Raw genomic sequence first — 23968 nt, 5'->3', positions numbered from 1 at the left:
TCGGGGCTGCTCCCCTGCGCCCTCAGGGATGCCACCCGCGTTGCGCGAGTTCACCGACGTGGTCGACGACCAGGACGGCTCCGGCATCGCGGAGTTCGGCCTCGGCGAATCCACCGGACCGGACCGCGACGCATTCGGCGGGGAGCCGGTGTGCGGAGGCGACATCCCACACCGTGTCCCCGACGACGATCGCTCGTCCGCCGCCGGCCTCCTTCAGGGCGACCTCGAGGATGTCGGGTGCGGGCTTCGAATCGTCCGCGTCGTCCGACGACGTGACCGCCGCCAGATCGATGCGCTCGAATCCCATCACTTCCAGTGCGGCATCGGTGAATTCGGCCTTGCCCGACGATGCGAGCGCCACCCGATAGCCGGCGTCGAGCAGACCCCGCACGAAGTCGACGGCACCGGGCAGCGGGCGCACGTCGGGTACCAGCTTCCGATAAAGCCGCTCCCAGTCGTCGCGGAGCGTGTCGCCGAGCGACTCCTCGACCTCGTCGCCGCAGATCTCGCCGACGAGCCGGTCGCCACCCATTCCGATGGCGCGGTGAACCTGCCACCACTGCGGGGTGAGGTCGTGCGCGGTGAAGGCCTGCATCCAGGCGAGCGCGTGGAGGTAGGTCGAGTCGATCAGCGTCCCGTCGACGTCGAGCAACACGGTGTCGACGGAACCGCTCTCGTTGGCCTTGGTCATCTGCACCAGCTTTCCGGGTCGGGGGCACCTGCGAGCCGTCCGTTTACCCGAACGGCTCGCTGGCTACACCGGTGCGACCGATCTCGACGAGAGACCCGCAGAGGAGATCTGATGACAACCCGATTCGGGTACACCCTGATGACCGAGCAGGCCGGCCCCAAGGACCTCGTCCGCTTTGCCATCGGCGCCGAGGGCGCCGGTTTCGATTTCGAGGTGTCCAGCGACCACTACTTCCCGTGGCTGTCCTCGCAGGGGCACGCCCCGTACGCGTGGTCGGTCCTGGGCGCGGTGGCCCACGCGACCGAACGCGTCGAGCTGATGACCTACGTGACCTGCCCGACGATCCGCTACCACCCGGCCATCATCGCGCAGAAGGCCGCGACCCTGCAGATCCTCGCCGACGGCCGCTTCACCCTCGGGCTGGGTTCGGGCGAGAACCTCAACGAGCACGTCGTCGGTGCGGGCTGGCCCGCGGTCACCGACCGCCAGGACATGCTCGCCGAGGCCATCGAGATCATCCGCAAACTGCACACCGGCGACCTCGTCGACTTCCGTGGTGAGTTCTTCCAGGTCGATGCCGCGCGCATCTGGGATCTCCCCGAGCAGCCCGTGCCGATCGGCGTCGCGGTGGCCGGCGACGCCGGGATCGAGACCTTCGGTCCGCTGGCCGACCATCTGATCGCGGTCGAACCGAACGCCGACCTGGTCTCCTCCTGGAACGCGCAGGCGGCCACGGGGACGATCGACGGCAAGAGCACGCGTGCCATCGGGCAGATCCCGATCAGCTGGGGCCCGGACCGCGATGCCGCCGTCGAACGGGCCCATGACCAGTTCCGGTGGTTCGCCGGCGGCTGGGATGTCAACGCCGACCTCCGCACCACCGCGGGCTTCGCGGCCGCGACCCAGTACGTCACCCCCGACGACGTGGCCGCCAACATCCCGTGCGGTCCCGACCTCGATCAGATCGTCGACGCCGTGAAGCCGTTCTGGGAGGCCGGGTTCACCGACGTCGCACTCGTGCAGATCGGTGGCGAGACGCAGGACGATTTCCTGCGGGACGCCGCCCCGGAACTGCTGGAGAAGCTGCGCGCGGCGTCGAGCTGAGAACTGCGCGCCGAGAGCTCAAGCGCTCCTCGCACCTCAGGCGGCGGGGTGGGACCGGATTCCCTACCGACGAACCTCATCTCGACCGACAGACGTCGATCGAAGTCTGTCGGTCGGGGTCGAAGTCGACCGGAGCGATCCGTCAGACGGTGCGGGCCAGGCGCACGAAGTCGTCGACGCCGAGTTTCTCACCGCGGATGCCGGGATCGATGTCGGCGGCGCGCAACCGGCGCTCGGCCTCCGCCGGGGAGCCCGCCCAGCCGGCCAGTGCCGACCGCATCGTCTTGCGGCGCTGCGCGAATGCCGCGTCGATCACGGCGAACACCGTCTGCCGGAACACCGGGTCGATCGGATAGTCGTCGGTGCGCTCGATGCGCACGAGTCCGGACTCGACCTTGGGTTCGGGCCAGAACACGTTGCGCCCCACCGCGCCTGCGCGAGTCACACGGCCGTGGTAGCGGGCCTTCACACTCGGTACTCCGTAGGTGCGGCTGCCGGGCGGTGCGGCGAGCCGGTCGGCCACTTCCGCCTGGACCATCACCAGGGCGGTCGTGATCTCAGGGAACAGTCCGAGCAGGTGCAGCAGCACCGGGACCGAGACGTTGTACGGGAGGTTGGCGACGAGAGCCGTCGGCACGACGGGCAGGTCGTCGCGGGTCACCTGCAGGGCGTCGGCGAGCACGACGTCGAAGTCGGCGCTCTGCGCCGGTGCGTACTCAGCGACGGTCTGCGGAATCCGTTGCGCCAGAATCGGATCGATCTCGATCGCGACGACCCGGCCGGCCGTGCCGAGAAGGGCGAGGGTCAGCGACCCGAGTCCGGGGCCGACCTCGAGGACGACGTCCTGGGAACCGACGCCGGAGGCCGTGACGATCCGGCGCACGGTGTTCGCGTCATGGACGAAGTTCTGACCCAGTGTCTTGGTCGGCCGGACACCGACCTCGGCGGCGAGCTCGCGGATCTGCGCGGGTCCGAGCAGTCGCGGTGCGTCGCCTGGCGTGTCGTCGTTCAGCGCAGGCCCAACTTGGACGTGCACGACGGCCATGCGCCCCAGCCCTGCGCGGCCTGGGTCTTCTTGGCGATCGCGATCTGCTCTTCGCGGGTGGCGAGGTCGGCGCGCGGTGCGTACTCGAGGCCGCCCCAGCGCTCCCAGGTGTTCTGGTCGAACTGGACGCCGCCGTAGAACCCGTTGCCGGTGTTGATGGCCCAGTTGCCGGTGGCCTCGCACTGCGCGAGGGCGTCCCAGACGGAGCCCGGCGGGACGAACGGTGCTCCCGGCTTGGTGCCGATGCGGACGGTGGCGGCGACGGGCTCGCTGAGCACCTCGCTCGTCAACTTGTCGCGCTTCACGACTCGTCCGTTCACCTTGGTGACCTTATACGTCACCCGCGCCTCACCGGGGGTGCCCTTCTTCTCGACGACCTTGCGGTCGCGGACGAGGGTGGGATCTTCTTTCTTGATCTCCGGCGGGGCGACCGGCTCGGTGACGGTGACGTCCTCGGTCTTGATGCGCGTGACGATGATCTTCAGGTCCGGGGTGACCTCGGTGTCGGCGGCCGGGACGACCTTGTCCTCGGCGCCGAGTGGCGTACCGAGTGCCTCCAGGAGGTCCTTGACGGTGTGGGCGGCGACCACCGGACGCTTCTTGGCCGGGCCGTCGACCAGTTGCACCGGCTTGGGGAGCGCGACGTCGATCTTGCCGCCGTCGACGGGCAGCTCCTCGGTGCCGAAGTCGGCTTCCTCGGCGGCGTGCTCCAGGCCCCGCTCCTCTAGCAGCTGGTCCACGGTGGACGCGTTGGTGATGATGGTCTCGCGCTTGCCCTCGATGTCGAGAGTGAGCTTCTTCAGACGGTTGACCTTGATGGTCTGGCCCTCGCCGAAACCGGAGTCGAGCGACGGGTTGACCTTGTCACCGTCGGCCGGGGCGAGACCCTCGGACTCGAGCAGGCTCTCCACCGACATCGCCATCGTGGAGACCTGACGGGTCTGCCCGTCGACGTCGATGGTGACGGTCTTGTGCATCGCGACGCCCATGACACCACCGGCGGCAACGGTCGCGCAGACGGCTCCCACCGCCAGGCGGGCACGCAGGGAATCGGTCCCGTTGATCTTGGAGAAGACCGACGTGGGCGAGACTGAGGGAGGCAGAGAAGGCAAGGCACAACAATCTGGTCGGGAACAAGGCGCCGCCGCGACCGGAAGACCATCCGAGCTGTTCGGGATGCGTGAGCATCGCAAGCGTGAACCGCTGAGAGCCGGATGTATCGCTCTGGCCGAGCGGGATCACAGTACGATAACGAACCGGCCAGATTATGGCAAAGGGATGTTGTAGGCGCGCCGCGCATTGATGCCTAACAGACGGGCCATCCCCTCTTCGGACACCCCTCTGACCTCGGCGATCGCCCGCGCCGTGTAGGGGAGGCAGTACGACTGATTCGGCTGGCCACGGTAGGGATGCGGCGTCAGGAACGGCGCGTCGGTCTCGACCAGGATCTGTTCGTCGGGCACCAATTCGGCCGCGACGCGCAGCTCGTCGGCATTGGCGAAGCTCACAGTCCCGGCAAAACTCAAGATGTACCCGCGGTCGACGCATTCTCGGGCAACGTTCCGGTCACCGGAGAAGCAATGCATGATCACGGTCTCGGGAGCACCTTCGGCGGCCAGGATGTCCAGCAGATCCCGGTCGGCCTCCCGGTTGTGGATCATCAGCGGCTTGCCGACCCGCTTCGCGAGATCGATGTGCCATCGGAACGTCTCGTGCTGGACCTCCGGCGACGCGCAGTCGTCGGACTTACCCGGCCAGTAGTAGTCCAGTCCCGTCTCACCCACCGCGACGACCCGCGGATGACGGACCATCTGCTCGAGTTCGGCGGCGGTCTCGTCGTTCAGGTCGCCCGCATGCATCGGATGCAGTGCGACGGCCGCATAGACCCGGTCGTCCCACTCCGCCGCGGCGACCGCCCAGCGGGCGTCGACCATGTCGTCGGCAACCGTCACCACCTGGTCGACGCCGACCGCCTGCGCGTGGTCGAGGATGGCGCGGACCGACTCGGCATCCCGCCCGCCGCACGCCGCGAGGTGGGTGTGGGCGTCGACGAGGCCCGGCAACGGCGTCGGGTCCGGCGGCGGCTCACGCCGGCGGCGCTTCTTGGCCGCCTTGTTGCTCAGGGTCTCGGCAGGAGCGTCGGCGGTGGCTCCGGTCGGGGGTCCGGCTGCGGCGTCGCTGGCGTCGCTCATGCCAATCACCTTGGCACAGACCGCAGACGTCTCGTGCCGGACTACAGCGCGACTGTGCCCTCGATCACGGTCGCGGTGTCGCCACCGGCCCAGATGTTCTCACCGTCGTCGTGGACGTGGACGCGACCGGCACGACCGATGGCCGCACCCTGGGCGGCGACATAACTCTCCGGCGCCTGCCCGGTTGATCGGAGCCAGGTCGCGATCCCCGCGTTGAGGCTGCCGGTGACCGGGTCCTCGGGAACGCCGATGCCCGGGACGAAAGCGCGGACCTCGGCGAAGACGTCGCCCGACGAGTAGAGACCGAGCAGGCCGACCTCGTGACGGCCGAGGGCGGGGATGTCGGGGCGGACCTCGAGCACCCGCTCCCCCGATCCCAGCTGGATCACCATCCACTCGGGACCGTTGTCGACCCATTCCGCCGCGAGCACCTCACCGGGATCGACGCCGAGCGCCGCCACGACCTCGTCGACGGTGTCGGCATCGACCGGCCCCGACCGGCGCAGCGGCGGCGCCGCGAAGGCCAGCCGTGGGCCCGATCGGCGGATACGGACGAGTCCGACGCCGCATTCCTGCACGACGTCCTCACCCTTCGGCCGTCCACCCGAGGTCAGCCAGGCATGCGCGGACCCCAGGGTCGGGTGGCCGGCGAACGGCAGCTCCCCGCCCGGCGTGAAAATCCGCAGTTTGTAGTCGGCGGCCGGATCGGTCGGCGGCAGCACGAAGGTGGTCTCCGAGAGGTTGGTCCAGCGCGCGAAGGCCGCCATCCGGTCCTCCGCGATGGGAGCACCGGGGCCACCGCCATCGACGACCACCGCCACGGGATTGCCCTCGGTGCCGGTGGACGAGAACACATCGACCTGAGCGAAACGACGAGTCATGTCGTCATCGTCTCATCGGGGTTCACGCACAAGCCACGGGATTTCCGGCGAAGTGGACCGGCCAGTAGGGTCCCGCGCCGGTTAAGGTCGATTGACCGACGCGAACGGACGGAACAATCGATGCCCCCGGGACCACTACACAGGACACAGCTGGCCGTCGAGGTGGCCGACTACCTGCGCACCCGCATCATGACCGGTGTCCTGCGGCCGGGAGACTTCGTCCGGCTCGACGAGACCGCATCGGTACTCGGGTGCAGCGTCACCCCGGTCCGCGAGGCGCTCGCGACCCTCCGCGGCGAGGGACTCGTCAAGCAGTCCCTGCACCGCGGCTTCATCGTCGAGACGCTCACCCGCGGCGACATCGTCGACATCTTCTGGATGCAGGCCGAACTCTCCGCACGCCTCGCGAGTCATGCCGCCCAGAACCCGCATCTGAACGAACATCTGGGCGAACTGGCTGCGCTCGTCGACGACCTCGAGACTGCCGTCGACTCCGGGCGAGCCGACCAGGTGCTGTCCGCGGAGTTCGCCTTCCACCGCAAGGTGCACCTGATGGCCGAGAGCAAGAAACTCGCCTGGTTCCAGTACTCGGCCAGCAAATACAATCCGCTGCAGCTGTATTCGAGCGACACGGAGTGGGGCCTGTCCGCCGCGGCCAGCCACCGGCGACTCATCGAACTGCTGCGCGAGGGCGATACCGCCGGCATCAAGGCCGAGATCGTCGCCGCCTTCGAGGACGCACGCGACCGCCTGATCGCACAGCTGGAATCCATCGGTTTCTGGGACGGCGGCCGTTCACCGGCGCCCGGCGCCCAGTCGGTCAGCTCCGCCTGACGCGCGCTATCGCGCTTATCGCGCCTTACCCGACTCAGGCGGGTAGCGTTGCGAATCGTGTTGGGATTGCCAGAAGTGATCACTGTCGCGCTCTTCGATCTCGACGGGGTCCTCACCGAGACCGCGGTACTCCACCGCAAGGCTTGGAAGAAGACGTTCGACGCCTTCCTCGCCGATCGCGCGGGCGGCGTGGACGCGCCCGGCTTCGTGGAGTTCACCGACCAGGACTACCTCGACTATGTCGACGGGCGTCCCCGTGAGGACGGGGTACGGGCCTTCCTGGCGTCGCGTGGGATCACCGACGTCGACCCCGCGACCGTGGCCGCGATCGGGAACGGCAAGAACGACATGTTTCTCGTCAGCCTCGCCGAAGACGGGGGTCATGCCTACCCCGGTTCGGTGCGGTACCTCAACGCGGCACGCGATGCCGGTCTGCGCATCGCGGTCGTGACGTCGTCGAAGAATGGAGGACCAGTGCTCGAAGCTGCCGACCTGTCGGGATTCGTCGAGGTCCGCGTCGACGGTCTCGAGATCGCCGCGCGTGGCCTCAACGGCAAACCCGCTCCCGACTCCTATCTCCTGGGAGCCGAACTGATGGGCGTCGAACCCGCTGCGGCCGCGGTCTTCGAGGACGCCATCTCCGGCGTACAGGCCGGTAGCGCAGGCAAATTCGGCTACGTCGTGGGCATAGATCGTGTCGGCGGGGGGCAGGCCGAGGCGATGCGCGCCGCCGGCGCCGACATCGTCGTCAACGATCTCGACGAATTGCTGCCCGCATGAGCGCGGACAAGCCACACGGGTTCGAGATCCACCCGTGGCAGCTCAAGTGGAGCGGCGGAGTCGACCTCGACATGCTCGGCCGCACCGAGACGTTGTTCGCGTTGTCCAACGGGCACATCGGTTTACGCGGCACCTTCGAGGAGGGCGAACCGGTCGATCATCCGGGCACCTACCTCAACGGCTTCTACGAGTTGCGCGGTCTCCCCTACGCGGAGAGCGGTTACGGCTACCCGGAATCGGGCCAGACGGTCGTGAACGTGACCGACGGCAAGATCATCCGACTGCTCGTCGAGGACGAGCCGATGGACCTTCGGTACGGCCGTACCGAAGAACACGAACGGACGCTCGACTTCCGAACCGGCACACTGCGTCGCCACACCCTCTGGACGTCCCCCACCGGGCGCACCGTGCGCATCAAGTCCGAACGTCTCGTCTCGTTCACCAAACGCACCATCGCAGCCATCCGCTACGAGGTGGAACCCGTCGACGAGGACATGAAACTCGTCCTGCAGTCCGACCTCCTGGCCAACGAGCCGGTCCCGGCGCCCGGCAACGACCCGCGTCTCGCCGCCGCACTCGACGCCCCGCTGGTGTCGGACCTCGCGACCTGCCGCAACTACTGGGGCATGCTGGTCCACCACACCAAGCAGTCCGGTCTGCACATCGCCGCCGGCATGGATCACGAGATCTACTTCCCGGACAAGGCCGACACCTTCATCCGCGCCGACGGCGACCTCGCCCGCCTCACCATCGCCGCGAACGTGCCGAAGGGCAAGAGCCTGACCCTCACCAAGTACATGGGTTACGGCTGGTCGGCCCGACGCTCGGTCCCGGCGCTACGCGCACAGGTCGACGCGGCGCTGGCCATGGCGATGGAGACCGGCTGGGACTCGCTTAAGGCCGATCAGGTCCGCTACCTCGAGGATTTCTGGCGCGACGCCGACATCGAGCTCGACGGCGATCCCGAACTCCAGCAGGCGGTTCGGTTCGCGCTGTTCCATGTCCTGCAGGCCGGCGCCCGCGGGCAGTCACGCGCGATCCCGGCCAAGGGACTCACCGGTCCCGGTTACGACGGCCACACCTTCTGGGACACCGAGAGTTTCATCCTGCCGATGCTCACCTACACGGTGCCCGCCGCGGCCGGCGAGGAACTCCGCTGGCGTCACGCCACCATGGACAAGGCGAAGGCCCGCGCCGCCGAACTCGGCCAGCGCGGCGCGATGTTCCCGTGGCGGTCGATCAACGGCGACGAGTGTTCGGGCTACTGGCCCGCGGGCACGGCCGGTGTGCACGTGTCCGCCGACATCGCCAACGCCACCGCCCGCTACCTGCGCGCCACCGACGACGAACAGTTCGAAACCGAGTGCGGCGTCGAACTTCTCGTGGAGACCGCCCGGTTGTTCGCGGGTCTCGGCCATCACGACGTCAACGGCAAGTTCCGGATCGACGGCGTGACCGGGCCCGACGAGTACACGGCGGTGGTCAACAACAACGTCTTCACCAACCTCGCAGCGCAGCAGAACCTGCGCGACGCGGTGGCGGCGGTCCACCGCCGCCCCGACCTCGCCGAACAGTTCGGGGTGACGACAGCCGAAGCGGCACACTGGGAATCGTGCGCGGACGACATGTCTATCCCCTATGACGAGGCACTGGGGGTGCATCAGCAGTGCGAGTCCTTCACGCTGCTCGGCGCTTGGGATTTCGAGTCCTCGGTCGGTCGCTACCCGTTGCTGTTGAACTATCCGTACTACGACCTCTACCGCAAACAGGTCGTCAAGCAGGCCGACCTGGTCTATGCGACCTACCTGTTCGGCGATTCGTTCACCGCCGAACAGAAGCTCCGCAACTTCGACTACTACTATCCGATCACCGTGCGCGACTCGTCGCTGTCGGCGTGCTGTGAGGCGGTCACCGCGGCCGAGGTCGGCTACCTCGACCTCGCCTACGACCTCCTTGCCGAGTCGGTGTTCACCGATCTTCACGACCTGCACAACAACGTCAACAGCGGCCTGCACATCGCCGCGCTCGCCGGCGCGTGGACCGACTGTGTCGCCGGTTTCGGCGGCATGCGCGACTTCGGCGGGCAGATCACCTTCGCGCCGCGGTTGCCGAGCCGGTTGACGTACATGTCGTTCCGCATGATCGTGCGGGAGTCGAAGTTCGTGGTCGCGGTGGACAAGGAACACGCCACCTACCGTTTGCTGTCCGGACCGCCGATCGACCTCTCGCACCACGGCGAGAAGTTCACCCTCACGTCGGCACCGGTGAGCATGAAGATCCCCGACCTCGAGTATCGGGAACCGCCCAAGGCGCCTCCCGGTTGCGAGCCCTACCGTCGCGAGATCTGAGCAGACCTCGACACCTCGTCATCACACTTCTTGACCTTCACACTGTGACAGGGTCTGTAGTGGGTGCGAGGAGGTGTTGACGATGACCCAGACGATCACGGCCGCACTGCACGCACCCGACCCGTCGACGCGTCTGCGTGCGGCGCTGGCGGCGGGCACCCAGCCGGACCCGCTTCTGACCGGCGATCTGGTCGCGCGCTGCGGCGTCGAAGAAGACTTCTTCGTCCGGGACATGCTGACATGGGCGCTGACCAGGCTTCCTGCGGAGGTGACCGTGCCGCGGCTCGTCGGCGAGCTGGTCTCGGACCTGCCGCAGGCCCGCAGCCAGGCGCTGCACACGCTGTCGAAGGTCGGCGACCGGTCCGCGTGGCCGGCCGTCACCACAGCTCTGCTGCACGACGCCGATCCCGAGGTCGCCCGGACCGCATGGCGCGCCGCGGTGGCCCTCGTCCCATCGGGCGAGGAGCCGGCACTCGCGGGCGAACTGGCCCGGGAACTCGGGCGAGGCCCGATCGACGTGCAGCGCAGCCTGAGTCGGGCGCTGGCCGCCCTGGGTGAGGCGTCCCTCGACGCGCTCGCCACGGCTCGTCGCCATCGGGAGCCCAGGGTCCGTGCGCATGCCGAGGCCACCGCGCGACTTCTCGACGACCCGGACAGCGACTTCGCCTCCGCGCTCGAGCACGCCACGCGGATGACGAACACCTGTGCGTCCGTGGAGGATTCGAGTCCGCCGTGCTGATCGGCGAGGTGGCGCGGCGTTCGGGTGTCAGCACCCGGATGCTGCGTCACTACGACGCCCTCGGCCTCGTCCGGCCGACCGGCCGCACGACGGGCGGTTACCGCGAGTACTCCGACGCCGACATCGAACGTCTGCTGCACGTGGAAAGCCTGCGGTCGCTGGGGTTGTCGCTGCGCGACGTCGGCCGCGCCCTCGACGATCCGTCCTTTGCGCCGGACGCGTTGATGGAGAAGCTGATCCAGGACACCAGGGATCGGATGGCCGCCGACGCCCGGTTGCTGAATCGACTGCAACAGATCCGGGTGACCGGCGCCGACGACTGGCCGGCTGTGCTCGACGTGGTCGGCCTGCTCCGTGCGGTGCACTCCGAACACCCCGCCCACCGCCAGCGCGCGGCGCTGCGGGCAGGCGAGGCCGGATTGTCCGCCGAGGCGCTGACCGACGCCCTGCTCGCCGAATCCGACGAGAACGTCGCCGGCGCGCTCCGCTGGGCGCTGGCGCAGACTCCGGGAGCGCTCGACCAGCTCGCCGCCCGGCTCACCGATGGCGACGCGACGGTGCGGCGACGCGTGACCACCGCACTCACCGCGATCGACGACGCCCGGGCCACCGCGGTGCTCGAGGCGTCGTTGACCGACCCCGACCCCGCGGTCCGGCGAACGGTAGCCCTCACCCTCGGCCGTCGCGGCGTCGACACCGCGGTGGACGTCCTCGTCGAACTCGTCGCCGCCGGGGACCGCGATGTCGAGGCCGCCGAGATCCTGGCGGCGCAGGACGACAACGGCGGGATCGTCGCCCGGCTCGTGGACCGCCTCGGCGCCGATCCGGACCCGTCGGTGCGGCTGCGCCTGGTCCAGGCACTGGCGGAGATCACCGGCGATGCGGCGTCGAGGACCCTGACCGAGCTGGCCGACGATGCCGACGAGACGGTCGCCCGTACCGCACGGGCGATCGGGTCGTTCCGATCCCGGTGAGCGGGGCCGACCCGCGATTGGCTGTCGGCGGCTGCCGGTCGGTACTCTGTGGAGCACTATGGCACCCGATCTGACCAGCCCTGATCTGTCCGGCCCGGCCGAGGACGGCACCTCGTACGGTGCGGGGCGGCCGTACTACCTCACCACCGCGATCGCGTATCCCAACGGCGCACCGCACATCGGGCACGCCTACGAGTACATCTCCGCCGATGCTCTCGCACGGTTCAAGCGCCTCGACGGATTCGACGTCCGGTTCCTGACCGGCACGGACGTCCACGGGCAGAAGATGCAGCAGACCGCGCAGGCCGAGGGCATCCCCACCGCTGAGCTCGCCAACCGGAACTCCGACCGCTTCCAGTCGTTGCAGGAACGCCTGGGCTCGAGCTTCGACCGTTTCATCCGTACCTCCGACGAGGACCACAAGAGGGCGTCGGAGGAACTGTGGAAGCGGATGAGCGACCGCGGTGACATCTACCTCGACAAGTACTCCGGCTGGTACGACGTCCGCGACGAGACCTTCTACGCCGAGGCCGACACCGAGATCAACGACGCCGGCGAGCGCGTCGCCTCCGACACCGGACACGTGGTGACCTGGACCGAGGAGGAGACCTACTTCTTCCGGCTCTCGGCCTACCAGGACAAGCTCCTCGAGCTGTATGAGGCGCAGCCCGACTTCATCGGTCCCGACGTCCGCCGCAACGAGGTCATCAGCTTCGTCAAGGGCGGGCTGACCGACCTGTCGGTGTCGCGCACGACGTTCGACTGGGGTGTCCCGGTCCCCGACCATCCCGAGCACGTCATGTACGTGTGGGTGGACGCGCTGACCAACTACCTCACCGGTGTCGGCTTCCCCGACGACGCGGCGACCTTCGAGCGTTTCTGGCCCGCCGACCTGCACATCATCGGCAAGGACATCATCCGGTTCCACTGCGTGTACTGGCCGGCGTTCCTGATGAGCGCGGGCGTCGAACTGCCCAAGCGGGTGTTCGCGCACGGCTTCCTGTTCAACAAGGGCGAGAAGATGTCCAAGTCGGTCGGCAACGTCGTCGACCCGGAGAACCTCATCGACGAGTTCGGCCTCGACCCGGTGCGCTACTTCTTCCTGCGCGAGGTGTCCTACGGCCAGGACGGGTCGTACTCCACCGAGGCGATCGTGTCGCGCATCAACGCCGACCTGTCCAACGAGTTCGGCAACCTCGCCCAGCGCACCCTGTCGATGATCGGCAAGTACTTCGACGGCGTGGTCCCGGCGGTCGCCGATCTGACCGACACCGACAAGGCCCTGCTGGACCGGGCCGACTCGCTGCTCGGCACCGTCCGCGAGCACTTCGACAACCAGGCCATCCACCTCGGGCTCGAGGCACTGTGGTCGACGCTGGCAGAGACCAACCGGTACATCTCCGCGCAAGAGCCGTGGAAGCTCGCGAAGACCGACCTCGACCGCACCGGCACCGTGCTCTACGTGTGCGCCGAGGTCGTGCGCATCGTCGCGGTACTGAGTCAGCCGGTGATGCCGGAGTCGTCGAACAAGGTCCTCGACCTGCTCGCGGTCGGCGACGACCGTCAGTTCAGCGCCGTCGCCACCCGCCTGGCGGCGGGAACCGCGCTGCCGAAGCCGTCACCCGTGTTCCCGCGTTACGAGAACTGACCGACCTCGCCACACATGGCCGCGTCCGCGCTCGATGCACTCCGGGCCCTCCACGCCGAGACCGTCAACCGGGGACTCCCGCCGCCCGCGGCGCTGATCGGCGACTGGCTCGGCGCCGACGCGGTGATCGCGCCGAGCGTCGAGATCGTCGCGGGCTGCACCCCGCCCGACGACCCGGACCGCTTCTGGTTCGGGTACCTCGGCTTCCCGGTACGCGCGGCAGAGTCGGCGTCACCGACGAACGCCGGCGGCCTCACCGACGGTGTCCTCGCCCTCCGCGAAGGCGAGTGGTCGACTCTTGGCAGCGGTATCCCGGACTGGGCGTACGCGGTGCTCGACGCCCCGCACACCGGCATCGGGCGCCCCACGACCACCGACTGGCATCCTCCGGCGCACGCTCCGCACCTGGCTGCGATCGAGCACTGTCTCGACGCGATCCGGGCCGGCGAGGTGTACCAGGCATGTGTGTGCACGCGGTTCACCGGCACGTTGACGGGTGCCCCGGTGGACTTCTTCGCCGACCTCGCCAGCGCCACCACCCCTCCGAAAGCTGCTTTCCTGCAAGGCGATTGGGGTGCAGTGGCGAGCCTCTCGCCGGAGACCTTCCTGCGCCGCACCGGCAACATCATCAGTTCCTCACCGATCAAGGGGACACTGCCCGCGCACGCCGACCCCGACGCGCTGTCCGCCTCGGCGAAGGACGTCGCGGAGAACATCATGATCGTCGACCTCGTCCGCAACGACCTGGGCCGGATCGCGGTCACCGGTAGCGTCCGGGTGCCCGACCTGTTGTCGGTGGTGCCCGCGCCCGGCGTCTGGCACCTGGTCTCGCGGGTCGAGGCGATCGTGCGGCCGGGCACCGGCAACGACGCCGTGCTCGATGCCACCTTCCCGCCCGCGTCGGTCACCGGCACCCCCAAGCTGCGCGCGATGGAACTGCTCGCCGGCTGGGAGCAATCCGCCCGCGGCGTCTACTGCGGGGCGATCGGCGTCGCCGGACCCGATCGTGCACTCGATCTCAACGTCGCCATCCGCACGGTCGAGATCGCGCCGGACGGCGACCTGACCCTCGGCGTCGGCGGCGGTATCACCATCGACTCCGTCCCGGAGAACGAATGGCAGGAATGCCTCGACAAAGCTGCCAGCATCGTCACTAACATCTGACGGCATACGCTGCGGCATCGCAAATACCGGACTTGATCGTTGATTTCGGTAATATTTCGTACATGACCCTGTCCATCCAGGCGACGACCGATCTCACGGAGCTCGTCCGGGAGATCAATCGCGACCGCGAGGCCATCATGTCCGGTGCGACGCCGCCTCCCGGATTCGCGGGTGAGGTGGCCGAGTCCTGGACCCGGGTGCAGGCTGCAGACCATCCCTCGACGATCGACGACCACCATCGCGAACGCATCGACCGCGACGAGTTCGAGGCCCGCCGGGCGGCCCATCCGCTCCGTCACTCGGTGGACTCGCTCAAGCAGGTGTTCGCCCAGTCGGCCGACGACCCGCTGATGGCCCTGGGCATCTTCGACGCCGACGGCGTGATGCTGTGGCGCGGCGGCTCACGCGCGGTGTTCGCCGAGGCCGACCGTCTCGGTCTCGTGGAGGGGAGCCGGTGGGACGAGGATTCCGCCGCGACCACCGCGGTGGGCCTGACGATCCGCAACCGGCAACCCAGCCGACTCTTCGGCCCCGAGCACTACAGCCGATCCCTGCACGGGTTGTACTGCACCGCGACACCCGTCCACGATCCACGCACCGGCGAGATGATCGCGGTGGCCGGACTCGCCGGCCCGGCGATGCGGTGGCAGCCGGCGGTCTCGGCGTTCACGGGTGCCCTGGCCATGCTGAGCGAGCACGAGGTGACCCTCGCCCACCAGCGCACTCTCGCCGACCTCCGCTATCACGGGGCCGCGCAGCTCGCCGGCCTGCACGGGCCCGGTCTTCTCATCGACGACGACGGTTGGGTGGCCGAGGGCCGCGGGTGCACGCCGCCGGTGCGGGTGGCCGCGCCGACCGAGGACATGCGGCAGTTCGTTCCCGGGCTCGGAATGTGCGTCGTCGAACGCCTCGGGACGGGCTGGCTGGTGCGTCCGGCGGGCCCCTCGGGCCCGGTCATCGCCGAACTCGACCTCGACGGCGAGCCGACGATCACGGTGACCGGCGACGACGACCCGTGGCGCACGGTCCTCACCCGGCGGCACGCGCAGATCCTGCTGCTGCTCGCCGATGCGGGCGACCAGGGCCTGACCTCGCAACAGTTGAGCCAGTTGCTCTTCGGCGACCAGAACCACACCGTGAGCGTGCGCGCCGAGCTGTCGCGGCTGCGCCGCGTCGTGGGTGCGCTGGTCTCGAGCCGGCCCTACCGGCTGGCACCACGCGTCGAACTGCGGGTCAGCTCGGATCAGCTCGACGCCTATCGAGAACCGACTGGTAGACGTCGCGCCGCGAGGCACCCGAGCCCTGCGTGACCTCTGCGCAGGCGTCTTTGAGCCGCATCCCGCCGACCACCAGTTCCTCGGCGCGGTCGGCCAGTTCCTCGATGTCGGGTTCGGCGGCCACCGCACCGGCGACCACCACTGTGATCTCGCCCTTGACGCCGCCCGCCGCCCAGTCGGCCAGTTCGGCCAGGCCGCCGCGACGGACCTCCTCGTAGGTCTTCGTCATCTCCCGGCACACCGCGGCGCGCCGGTCGGGTCCCAGGATCTCGGCCGCCGCGGCCAGCGTGTCGGCCAGCCGGTGCGGCGACTCGAAGAAGACGGCCGTGCGCGGCTGTGCGACGAGTTCCCGCAGCCAGTCCGCGCGCGCCCCCGGCTTACGTGGCGCGAACCCCTCGAAACAGAAGCGCTCGGACGGTAGCGCCGACACCGCGAGTGCCGTCGTCACCGCCGAGGGCCCGGGCAATGCCGTCACCGGCAGACCGGCCTCGGCGCAGGCCACCACGATCCGGTAACCAGGGTCGCTGACCGACGGCATCCCGGCGTCGGTGACCAGCAGGACCGTCTCACCGCCGGCGATCGCCTCGACAAGCCCCGGGGTGCGCGCGGCCTCCACCTGGTCGTAGTAGCTGACCACGCGGCCGCCGATCTCGACGCCGAGTGCGGCGGCCAGCGCACGCGTGCGGCGGGTGTCCTCGGCGGCGACGATGTCGGCTGTCTGCAGGGCCTCGCGCAACCGGGGCGACGCGTCACCGACCTGCCCCATGGGTGTGGCGGCCAGCACCAGCCGTCCGGTCGTCCCGGTGTCAGGTGAAGACAGCTCGGGTGCGGCGTCGTCGGTGGGGTGCGTGTCGGGCTCGGCGGCATTCATCGTCAGCCAGCTTACGAGGGCCCACTAGGATCGAGCGGGTGACCATCACCGCCGAGCGTGACACCTTTATGCCCGCCGGTGTCCCGGTCCCCGCCGCGGTCCCGCCGAGCCGCCTCGGTCCGGAGGTCCCGGCCCCGCTGTTCGGCGCCCCGGATCGGGGTCGCGGCCTGGTGGTCGGTGTAGTCATCACGCTCATCGCCGCCCTGACCCGATTCTGGAACCTGAGCCACCCCACCGACAAGGGCACCCCGGTCTTCGACGAGAAGCACTACGTGCCGCAGGGCTGGCAGGTGCTCACCGGTGGCAACTGGATCGAGGACAACCCGGCGTACGGACTCGTGGTGCATCCCCCGATCGGCAAGTGGATGCTCGCCGCATCGGAGGCCGTCTTCGGATACGGGCCGCTCGGCTGGCGGGTCGCACCGGCGATCTCCGGCGTCCTCATCGTCGTTCTCGTGTACTGCGTCGTGCGGCGGCTGACGCGGTCGACACTCGTCGGCGCGATCGCCGGCATCTTCGCGATCTGCGACGGCGTGCTGTTCGTGCAGTCCCGGATGGGGATGCTCGACATCTTCCAGGCCCTGTTCATCGTCGCCGCCTTCGCCGCACTCGTCGCCGACCGCGACCAGGTCCGCGAACGGATGTACCGCGTCTATTTCGAGGGCCGGATCGGTGACAGTCCGTTCGGACCGCGCCTCGGTTTCCGGTGGTACCGGTTCACCGCCGGCGTGATGCTCGGGCTCAACTGCGGGACAAAGTGGTCGGGCGTCTACTACGTAGTATTCTTCACTGCGCTGGCGATCGGTTTCGACGTCGCGGCCCGTCGCGCGTATCACGTGCGGCGCCCGTGGGTGGGCACACTCGTCCGCGACGCCGTGCCCGCCGGCGCGAGCCTCGCGGTGATGCCGGTGGTCATCTACTTCCTGACCTACATCCCGTGGTTCACCAGCGAGACCGCCGTCTACCGCTACTCCGAGGGCAACTCGATCGGAACCGGCGGCACCTTCTCGTGGGTGCCCGGGGCGTGGCGTTCGCTCTGGTACTACGAGTCCGGGATCCTCCAGTTCCATGCGGGGCTGACCAACTCCGCGGGCAACCAGCACCCGTGGGAGTCGAAGCCGTGGACCTGGCCGATGAGCCTACGGCCGATGCTCTATGCCCTAGAGAACGGGCCCGACCAGTGCGGCGGGGGCGAGTGCGTCCGCGCCCAGATGCTCATCGGGACACCGGCCCTGTGGTGGCTCACCCTGCCGATGCTGCTGTGGGGTCTGTGGTCGTGGATCGTCCGCCGCGACTGGCGCTACGCCGCGGTCGTCGTCGGCTACTGCGCCGGCATCCTGCCGTGGTTCCTGGCCCTCGACCGCCAGATGTACTTCTTCTACGCCACCGCGCTGGCCCCGTTCCTGCTGATGGGTCTCGCGCTGTGTTGCGGTGACCTGTTGCGCGCGACGGCGACCACGGCCCGCACCCGGCCCGAACGCCGGGTGCTGTCGATCATCGTGGTCGCCGTCTACGTGGCGCTGGTCGTCACCAACTTCGTGTGGCTGTGGCCGATCCTCACCGCGTCCCCGATCTCGCCGGGACTCTGGCGGCAGCAGATCTGGCTGCCCAGTTGGGGCTGAGCGCCGCCGCCTCCTGCCCCAGGGTCCGCGAGCACTCAGGCCGGTGAACCGTCCTTGTCGGCGGCCGGGGTCGTCCCGTCGCCGTTGAGCCCGGCCTGCTCGACGAGGTCGGGCTCGATGATCTCCAGGTGCCGCACGGCGTCGGCGTGGATGGAGTCGAGCTCACCGGTGGCGATGGCCTCGGCCTGCTCCCGGACATGCTCGTCGACGCGTGCCGACAACACGGTGCGGGACACGATGAGCGGATCGTGCCGAAGATCCATGTACAACGACAGGCACATGCCGATCATCACCAGGACGAATGGCAGTGCCGCGATGATCGCCATCGTCTTGATGCCGTCGAGGGCGTCGTCCCCGCTGATCGCCAGCAGCAGTGCGGCCACCACACCGGTGAGCACACCCCAGAACACCGTGATCAGACGTGAGGGTTCCTCCGCGCCGCGCTGGGACAGCGTCCCCATCACCAGTGAGGCGGAATCGGCACCCGAGACGAAGAAGATCGCCACCAGGACCATCACCAGCGCCGACGCGACACCGGTCCACGGGAGGTTCGCCAGCACGTCGAACAGGGTGTCCTCGCTGGCGTCGTTCGCCGCGTCGAAGTTCAGCACCCCGGTCATCTGCTCCCGGATCGCGGTACCGCCGAAGACGCAGAACCAGACCAGCGACACGGTAGTGGGGACCACCATCACGCCGATCACGAACTCGCGGATGGTCCGCCCGCGACTGATCTTGGCCAGGAACAGGCCGACGAACGGGGTCCACGACACCCACCACGCCCAGTAGAAGATCGTCCAGTCGGCCAGCCACTGCTCTCCGGCCTCCGTCGCGACCGTCGCATCCGAACGGGCGGCGAAGGTCGTCAGGTCGGTGAAGTAGGCACCGAGCGTGGTCGGCAGCAGGTTGAGGATGAAGATCGTCGGGCCGACGACGAAGACGAAGACCGCGAGCACGACCGCCAGCACCATGTTGATGTTCGACAGCCACTGGATGCCGCGGGCGATACCCGAGACCGCGGAGGCGACGAACGCGGCAGTGAGGATCGCGATGATCCCGACCAGGAGGAGCTTCGTGGGTTCGTGGACCCATCCCACCTTGTCCAGACCCGAACCGATCTGCAGCGCACCGAGACCCAGCGACGCGACCGTACCGAACAGCGTCGCGAAAATCGCGAGGATGTCGATGACCTTGCCGGCCGGACCATTGGACACCTTCGGACCGAACAGGCGCTCGAACACCGAGCTGATCAGCTGCGTGCGACCCAGCCGGAAGGTGCTGTACGCCAACGCCAATCCGACGACCGCGTACATCGCCCAGGGATGGAATCCCCAGTGGAACATCGTGGTGGCCATCGCGGCGCGGACGTCCTCGGCGCCGATCTCCGGTGGCGGACTGACGAAGTGGAAGAGCGGTTCGTAGGCGCCGAAGAACATCAGGCCGATGCCCATTCCGGCGCTGAACATCATCGCGATCCAGCTGACGGTGCGGAACTCCGGTGCCTCGCCGTCACGGCCGAGAGGTATGCGCCCGTACTTGGACACCGCGAGGAACACCGCGAAGATGACGAATCCGGTCGCGGACAGGATGAACAACCACCCGAGGTTGGTGGTAATCCACCCCAGGACGTCGGCACTGGTCGAGTTGAGGCCGTCCTTGTCGGCGAGACCCCAGGCGACGAAGGCGATGACGATGAGGGCAGTGACCGAGAAGACGACGGGATCCAACCGTGGTCGTACGGGCCGACTCCCCCCACCAGGTCCGCGCGAGGAGTGCTGCGCACGGCCAGACGGCACGTTCTGTTCACTTGTCATGAGTCCACCAAAGCAACGTCGGTGCGCCTATTTCAAGTCGCGCGCAGCGCCCGCTGCACCAGAGCGACGATCGTTTCGTCGTCAAGACCCAGGTCACGGGCGGTCTCGACATAGGTCGACGCGGCGGTGAAGCCGGCGTCGTGGGCGTCGTGCCGCCCGGCCCGGATGAACGAACCCGACCGTCCGCGGGTCTCGATGACGCCGGCTGCCTCGAGTTCGCGGTAGGTCTTCGCCACCGTGTTGGGGGCGAGGTCTAGATGGGCGGCGAGTGCCCGGACGGTCGGCAGGCGTTCACCGGTGAGCAGCGTGCCGTCGGCGATCAGTTCGATGATCCGCAGCCGTACCTGCTCGAAGGGTGGCCGGTCCGATTCCGGATCCACGGTCAGATGGTCCAACAGGGATGAGCTCATCGTCGGCCCCTCACAACAGATCCCGCGCCAGCGGACACGACATGCACCGGGGCCCACCACGACCCGAGCCGAGTTCTCGACCCTCGATCTCGATGACCTCGATACCCGAATCCCGCAGGCGGCGGTTGGTTTCCACGTTCCGGTTGTAGGACACGACGACGCCCGGGGACAGGGCAAGGGTGTTGTTGCCGTCGTCCCACTGTTCACGCTCGGCGGTCACCGGGTCGAGGCCGGTGTCGATCACCCTCAGCTTGCCGATGCCCATCGCCTCGGCGGCCGCTTCGACGAATGGCCGCTCTCCCGTGACATGTACGGCGTCCGTGTCCGGGTCGTGGGCGAGGGTGAACGCCGACATGTGATCACGGATGTTGGGATACATCACCACCGCATCGGTGTCCACCATGGTGCAGACGGTGTCGAGGTGCATGAACGCCCGCGCCTGTTCGATGGGCACGGCGAGCACGGTGTGCGCGAGATGATCGTCGAAGAGGCTGCGCGCCAGCGCTTCCGCACCGGCCGGCGTGGTGCGCTCCCCCACCCCGACGGCCACCACGCCCGGGGCGAGGAGCAGCACGTCACCGCCCTCGACCGGTGCGACCTGCGACTCGTAGGCGCGCCGGGCACCGGTGAAGCGGGGGTGATGTGCGTAGATGAGGTCGGTCAGCGACGTCTCGCGCGCCCGCGCGTGAAGTGCCAGGGAGGTGATCGCGAACCGCGAACCGATCCAGAACGAGCTGTCGCGGGTGAACAGCAGATTCGGCAGCGGTTCGATGGCGAACTCCGGACCGTGATGCATCCGGCGCACCAGTGACGACCGCTCCGCCGACGGCGTGATCGGCAGTTCGTCGAACGTCATCCCGGCCGTCAGGACGTGTGATAGTTCCGCGGGCGCGAGTCCGCGCAGGTGCCTCGCGAGATCCTCGGCGAGATGCGTCCCCAGACGGCGTGCGCTGACGGCGGCCGCGATGCCCTGGATGCGGGCGGCCCCGCTGTGCGCGATCGTCTCGGTGAGCAGGTCACCGAGCAGGTAGACGTCGACGCCGCGATCCCGCAGCACCGCGGCGAACGCGTCGTGTTCCTCCTGCGCACGGTCGACCCAGGGCAGACCGTCGAACAGCAGTTGATCGTTGTTGCGCGGCGTGAGGCGCCGGAGTTCGTCACCGGGACGGTGCAGCATCACCGCACGCAGCGTGCCGACCTCGGAATTTGCTCCCAGCGCATAGTCCCACCCGGTCGCGGCCGGCCCCGCTGCGTCTACCTCTGCAGCGTCCTGCTGCCCGTCACGCGTCATCGCTCAACCGTAATTCGTTCCGTCGCGATCGGCCGTCTCATCGTGGGTGAACGTCGGACCCTGACCGACGACCGCCGGCGCGGTTTCACGGGCGAACAGCCAGGTGACCAGGGCGATCGACGCAACCACACCGGTCAGCACGAATGCGGGACCGAAGCCGACACGATCGGCCACGAACCCGACGATCACCGGGCCGGTGACCGCACCGAGGTCGGAGGACATGCCGTACGCGGCGAGCGCCGACCCACCCTGCTGGCGGTTGCCCAGGACATCGGCCAGCGCGGCCTGATGGGTGGGCGCGAACAGCCCGGACCCGACCCCGGCGAGCACCGACAATCCCAGCGCGACCGGGACGTTGGGCGAGAACCCGAGCGCGATGGTGGCGACGACGGTGATCGTCAGCCCCGGCAGCATGATCGGCCGACGACCGAACCGGTCGGAGAGTCTGCCCGCGACGAGGATCGCGAGGACGTTGCCGGCCGCGTAGACCGCCAGCACGATCCCGGCCATTCCCGCGCCCGCACCGAGCCCCTCGGTGATGAACAGCGGGACGACCGCGACGCGCACGCCCATCGACGCCCAGCCCTGCGTGAAGTTCGACGCGAGGATGGCCCGGTAGGCGCTGTCCCGCAGTGCGGTACGGAAACCGATGAGGCCGGCTGCCGGCCCCTCGGCCTGGTCCGGAGCGATCACCTCGCGCAGCTGGGTGGCCACGACCGCCGACGCCACCAGGAGCGCGACGGCGTACACGACGAACGGCACGCGCAGGCCGAAACCCACCAGCGCCGCGCCGATCAGCGGCCCGGTGATGGAACCGATCAGGAACCCCGCGGAGAACAGACCCGACACCCGGCCGCGAATGTCGCTGGGCGCCATGCGGATCAGTAACGCCATCGCCGAGATGCTGAACATCGTCGAGCCGATGCCGCCCAGACCGCGGAAGACCAGCAGCTGCCAATACGACTGTGCGAAGGCGCAAGCCAGCGTGCTCGCCGCGACGATGAGCAGCCCGGTCAGGTAGATGCGTCGTTCGCCGAACATCGTCACGAGGCGCCCGCCCGCCGGTGCGAACAGCAACCGCATGATCGCGAAGGCGGACACCACCGCGGTGGCCGCGGTGAACGAGACGTTGAACGCGCGAGCGAAACTCGGCAGGGCAGGCGCGATGAACCCGTAACCGAGTGCGATGACGACGTTGGCCGACAGCAGCACCCCAGATGCCGCGAGGAATCTGCCTCATGGCAGCTCGGGCAACTCGTCGAGGGCCTTCGCGGTGAGCTCGCGGCCGAGATCGATCATCTCGGTGGCCTTGTGGAAGTCGAGGGTGCGGACCGTGCGGCGAGGCACCCGGATCAGGACGTCGGGCGGGTAGCCGGCGACCTGGTAGCGGGTGAGCGCATCCTGCATGATGTCGAGCGACCGGCTGAGCACCTCGACCCGGCCCATCCGTTGGGGCTCGTCGGCGGTGTCCGGGGACACCGCGGCGGTGTCGACCAGGACCGCACCCTCCTCGTCGGGGACGGCAGCCGGAGCGACCTCGTCGGCGCCGTCCGTCGCAACCTCGGCGTTCGCGGACCCGGTCTCCGCGGGGTCTCCGGTCTCCGAGCCGAATCGGTCACGCACCGAGCGCACGAACTCGTTGTCGAGGATGGGCGCGACGTTGCGTCGCAGCAGGCCCTTGGCCTTGGGCTGCCGGCTGGCACCCGTCTCGGGCCCGCCGTCGGAGCCGATGATCACGCCGATCGTGACGTCGCTCGGGACGCCCGAGGTCGGCGCGACGGGCAGCGGGTCGAGGATGCCGCCATCGGCAAGCAGCCGTCCCTTGTGTTCGTGCGGGCTGATCACTCCCGGGATCGCGATCGACGCACGCAATGCGTCGGCGAGGTTGCCGCGCTGGAACCACACCGCGCGACCGGCGGACAGGTCGGTGGCGATGGCCGTGAACGGGATCGGCAGGTCCTCGATCACGGTGTCGCCGAGGATCTCCCGCACCCGGGTGAGAATGCGTTCGGCACCGATGACGCCGGGTTTGGTGAGGGAGACGTCCAGGAGCCGAACGACGTCCAGCTGGGACAGGCCCGAGATCCAGTCGACGTAGTCGTCGAGCTTGCCCGCGCAGTACAGGCCACCGACCAGCGCACCCATGGATGATCCGGCCACCGTGACGATCTCGAACCCGCGTGCCTCGAGCTCGGCGATCACGCCGATGTGCGCGTACCCGCGAGCGCCGCCACTTCCCAGAGCCAGCGCCACGCGCGACGGTCGAGCCATGCCGCAACCCTACCG

20 protein-coding genes and 1 pseudogene are annotated in these 23968 nt (G+C 68.7%); 10 read left to right on the top strand and 11 right to left on the bottom strand.

The features are described from left to right. Positions 1-22: 22 nt before the first annotated feature. The gene (locus RVF83_RS12935; protein WP_005200994.1) at positions 23-691 is read right to left on the bottom strand and encodes an HAD family hydrolase; all 669 of its coding nucleotides are present in this window, start codon (positions 689-691) and stop codon (positions 23-25) included. 111 nt (positions 692-802) lie between these two features. Between RVF83_RS12935 and RVF83_RS12930 the strand changes: the two genes are divergently transcribed. Next, on the top strand, positions 803-1795 hold the full coding sequence (locus tag RVF83_RS12930) for an LLM class F420-dependent oxidoreductase (protein ID WP_005200995.1): 993 nt from the start codon (positions 803-805) through the stop codon (positions 1793-1795). 142 nt (positions 1796-1937) lie between these two features. Here the strand turns inward: RVF83_RS12930 and rsmA are convergent, their stop codons facing one another. The 4 genes from rsmA to RVF83_RS12910 all read right to left on the bottom strand — a co-directional run bounded on the left by rsmA (position 1938) and on the right by RVF83_RS12910 (position 5913). Beyond that, positions 1938-2840 carry a 16S rRNA (adenine(1518)-N(6)/adenine(1519)-N(6))-dimethyltransferase RsmA gene (gene rsmA / locus RVF83_RS12925; protein WP_005200996.1) on the bottom strand — a complete coding sequence of 301 codons (903 nt, stop codon included), beginning with the start codon at positions 2838-2840 and terminating at the stop codon, positions 1938-1940. After that, the gene (locus tag RVF83_RS12920) at positions 2804-3952 is read right to left on the bottom strand and encodes a resuscitation-promoting factor (protein WP_005200997.1); all 1149 of its coding nucleotides are present in this window, start codon (positions 3950-3952) and stop codon (positions 2804-2806) included. The genes rsmA and RVF83_RS12920 overlap by 37 nt, the downstream gene beginning before the upstream one ends. Positions 3953-4105: 153 nt before the next feature. After that, positions 4106-5032, bottom strand: a complete 927-nt coding sequence (locus tag RVF83_RS12915; RefSeq protein ID WP_005200998.1) for a TatD family hydrolase — start codon at positions 5030-5032, stop codon at positions 4106-4108. A 41-nt stretch (positions 5033-5073) separates the two neighbouring features. Then, the gene (locus RVF83_RS12910) at positions 5074-5913 is read right to left on the bottom strand and encodes a PhzF family phenazine biosynthesis protein (protein ID WP_005200999.1); all 840 of its coding nucleotides are present in this window, start codon (positions 5911-5913) and stop codon (positions 5074-5076) included. A 120-nt stretch (positions 5914-6033) separates the two neighbouring features. Between RVF83_RS12910 and RVF83_RS12905 the strand changes: the two genes are divergently transcribed. The 8 genes from RVF83_RS12905 to RVF83_RS12870 all read left to right on the top strand — a co-directional run bounded on the left by RVF83_RS12905 (position 6034) and on the right by RVF83_RS12870 (position 15710). Next, a complete protein-coding gene (locus RVF83_RS12905) occupies positions 6034-6747 on the top strand; it encodes a GntR family transcriptional regulator (RefSeq protein WP_005201000.1) in 714 nt (237 codons plus the stop codon). A gap of 57 nt (positions 6748-6804) precedes the next feature. Further along, complete coding sequence (locus tag RVF83_RS12900; RefSeq protein ID WP_005201001.1) at positions 6805-7527, top strand: HAD family hydrolase; 723 nt, start codon at positions 6805-6807, stop codon at positions 7525-7527. After that, entirely contained in the window at positions 7524-9875 is a 2352-nt protein-coding gene (locus tag RVF83_RS12895) for a glycoside hydrolase family 65 protein (protein WP_005201002.1), read from the top strand. Before RVF83_RS12900 ends, RVF83_RS12895 begins: the two co-directional genes overlap by 4 nt. A gap of 82 nt (positions 9876-9957) precedes the next feature. Beyond that, positions 9958-10614, top strand: a complete 657-nt coding sequence (locus RVF83_RS12890; RefSeq protein WP_005201003.1) for a HEAT repeat domain-containing protein — start codon at positions 9958-9960, stop codon at positions 10612-10614. Next, positions 10608-11588: a HEAT repeat domain-containing protein gene (locus RVF83_RS12885; RefSeq protein WP_005201004.1), complete on the top strand. Its 981-nt coding sequence runs from the start codon at positions 10608-10610 to the stop codon at positions 11586-11588. Before RVF83_RS12890 ends, RVF83_RS12885 begins: the two co-directional genes overlap by 7 nt. A gap of 58 nt (positions 11589-11646) precedes the next feature. Next, positions 11647-13236 (top strand): methionine--tRNA ligase, encoded by a 1590-nt coding sequence (metG, locus tag RVF83_RS12880; protein ID WP_005201005.1) that lies wholly within the window; start codon positions 11647-11649, stop codon positions 13234-13236. Positions 13237-13251: 15 nt separating this feature from the next. Then, on the top strand, positions 13252-14400 hold the full coding sequence (locus RVF83_RS12875; RefSeq protein WP_005201006.1) for an aminodeoxychorismate synthase component I: 1149 nt from the start codon (positions 13252-13254) through the stop codon (positions 14398-14400). A 62-nt stretch (positions 14401-14462) separates the two neighbouring features. Continuing rightward, a complete protein-coding gene (locus RVF83_RS12870) occupies positions 14463-15710 on the top strand; it encodes a helix-turn-helix domain-containing protein (RefSeq protein ID WP_005201007.1) in 1248 nt (415 codons plus the stop codon). On the opposite strand, the gene rsmI is transcribed toward RVF83_RS12870, so the two are convergent. After that, a complete protein-coding gene (gene rsmI / locus RVF83_RS12865; protein WP_005201008.1) occupies positions 15634-16548 on the bottom strand; it encodes a 16S rRNA (cytidine(1402)-2'-O)-methyltransferase in 915 nt (304 codons plus the stop codon). The genes RVF83_RS12870 and rsmI overlap by 77 nt on opposite strands. A gap of 38 nt (positions 16549-16586) precedes the next feature. Here rsmI and RVF83_RS12860 point away from each other — a divergent pair, with 38 nt between their 5' ends. Beyond that, positions 16587-18170 (top strand): dolichyl-phosphate-mannose--protein mannosyltransferase, encoded by a 1584-nt coding sequence (locus RVF83_RS12860; protein ID WP_005201009.1) that lies wholly within the window; start codon positions 16587-16589, stop codon positions 18168-18170. Between the two features lie 35 nt (positions 18171-18205). On the opposite strand, the gene RVF83_RS12855 is transcribed toward RVF83_RS12860, so the two are convergent. From RVF83_RS12855 to RVF83_RS12835, 5 genes and pseudogenes are all read right to left on the bottom strand, one after another. Next, positions 18206-19981, bottom strand: a complete 1776-nt coding sequence (locus tag RVF83_RS12855) for a BCCT family transporter (RefSeq protein WP_247602446.1) — start codon at positions 19979-19981, stop codon at positions 18206-18208. A gap of 32 nt (positions 19982-20013) precedes the next feature. Further along, the gene (locus tag RVF83_RS12850) at positions 20014-20391 is read right to left on the bottom strand and encodes a GntR family transcriptional regulator (RefSeq protein WP_005201011.1); all 378 of its coding nucleotides are present in this window, start codon (positions 20389-20391) and stop codon (positions 20014-20016) included. A 10-nt stretch (positions 20392-20401) separates the two neighbouring features. Continuing rightward, positions 20402-21682 carry an arginine deiminase gene (locus tag RVF83_RS12845; RefSeq protein ID WP_005201012.1) on the bottom strand — a complete coding sequence of 427 codons (1281 nt, stop codon included), beginning with the start codon at positions 21680-21682 and terminating at the stop codon, positions 20402-20404. Between the two features lie 3 nt (positions 21683-21685). Continuing rightward, positions 21686-22922, bottom strand: a pseudogene (locus tag RVF83_RS12840) (MFS transporter). Then, positions 22919-23953 carry a patatin-like phospholipase family protein gene (locus RVF83_RS12835; RefSeq protein ID WP_005201014.1) on the bottom strand — a complete coding sequence of 345 codons (1035 nt, stop codon included), beginning with the start codon at positions 23951-23953 and terminating at the stop codon, positions 22919-22921. Before RVF83_RS12835 ends, RVF83_RS12840 begins: the two are co-directional and overlap by 4 nt. Between the last annotated feature and the right edge of the window lie 15 nt (positions 23954-23968).

Origin of the sequence: Gordonia rubripertincta (assembly GCF_038024875.1) — a bacterium.
Classification (GTDB): Bacteria; Actinomycetota; Actinomycetes; order Mycobacteriales; family Mycobacteriaceae; genus Gordonia; species Gordonia rubripertincta.
This window is presented reverse-complemented; position numbering and strand designations above follow the sequence as displayed.

Coding starts and splice junctions, on each gene's coding strand:
- RVF83_RS12935 (WP_005200994.1), bottom strand. CDS start 691: ATGACCAAGGCCAACGAGAGCGGTTCCGTCGACACCGTGTTGCTCGAC.
- RVF83_RS12930 (WP_005200995.1), top strand. CDS start 803: ATGACAACCCGATTCGGGTACACCCTGATGACCGAGCAGGCCGGCCCC.
- rsmA (WP_005200996.1), bottom strand. CDS start 2,840: ATGGCCGTCGTGCACGTCCAAGTTGGGCCTGCGCTGAACGACGACACG.
- RVF83_RS12915 (WP_005200998.1), bottom strand. CDS start 5,032: ATGAGCGACGCCAGCGACGCCGCAGCCGGACCCCCGACCGGAGCCACC.
- RVF83_RS12910 (WP_005200999.1), bottom strand. CDS start 5,913: ATGACTCGTCGTTTCGCTCAGGTCGATGTGTTCTCGTCCACCGGCACC.
- RVF83_RS12905 (WP_005201000.1), top strand. CDS start 6,034: ATGCCCCCGGGACCACTACACAGGACACAGCTGGCCGTCGAGGTGGCC.
- RVF83_RS12895 (WP_005201002.1), top strand. CDS start 7,524: ATGAGCGCGGACAAGCCACACGGGTTCGAGATCCACCCGTGGCAGCTC.
- RVF83_RS12890 (WP_005201003.1), top strand. CDS start 9,958: ATGACCCAGACGATCACGGCCGCACTGCACGCACCCGACCCGTCGACG.
- metG (WP_005201005.1), top strand. CDS start 11,647: ATGGCACCCGATCTGACCAGCCCTGATCTGTCCGGCCCGGCCGAGGAC.
- RVF83_RS12875 (WP_005201006.1), top strand. CDS start 13,252: ATGGCCGCGTCCGCGCTCGATGCACTCCGGGCCCTCCACGCCGAGACC.
- RVF83_RS12870 (WP_005201007.1), top strand. CDS start 14,463: ATGACCCTGTCCATCCAGGCGACGACCGATCTCACGGAGCTCGTCCGG.
- rsmI (WP_005201008.1), bottom strand. CDS start 16,548: ATGAATGCCGCCGAGCCCGACACGCACCCCACCGACGACGCCGCACCC.
- RVF83_RS12855 (WP_247602446.1), bottom strand. CDS start 19,981: ATGACAAGTGAACAGAACGTGCCGTCTGGCCGTGCGCAGCACTCCTCG.
- RVF83_RS12850 (WP_005201011.1), bottom strand. CDS start 20,391: ATGAGCTCATCCCTGTTGGACCATCTGACCGTGGATCCGGAATCGGAC.
- RVF83_RS12845 (WP_005201012.1), bottom strand. CDS start 21,682: ATGACGCGTGACGGGCAGCAGGACGCTGCAGAGGTAGACGCAGCGGGG.
- RVF83_RS12835 (WP_005201014.1), bottom strand. CDS start 23,953: ATGGCTCGACCGTCGCGCGTGGCGCTGGCTCTGGGAAGTGGCGGCGCT.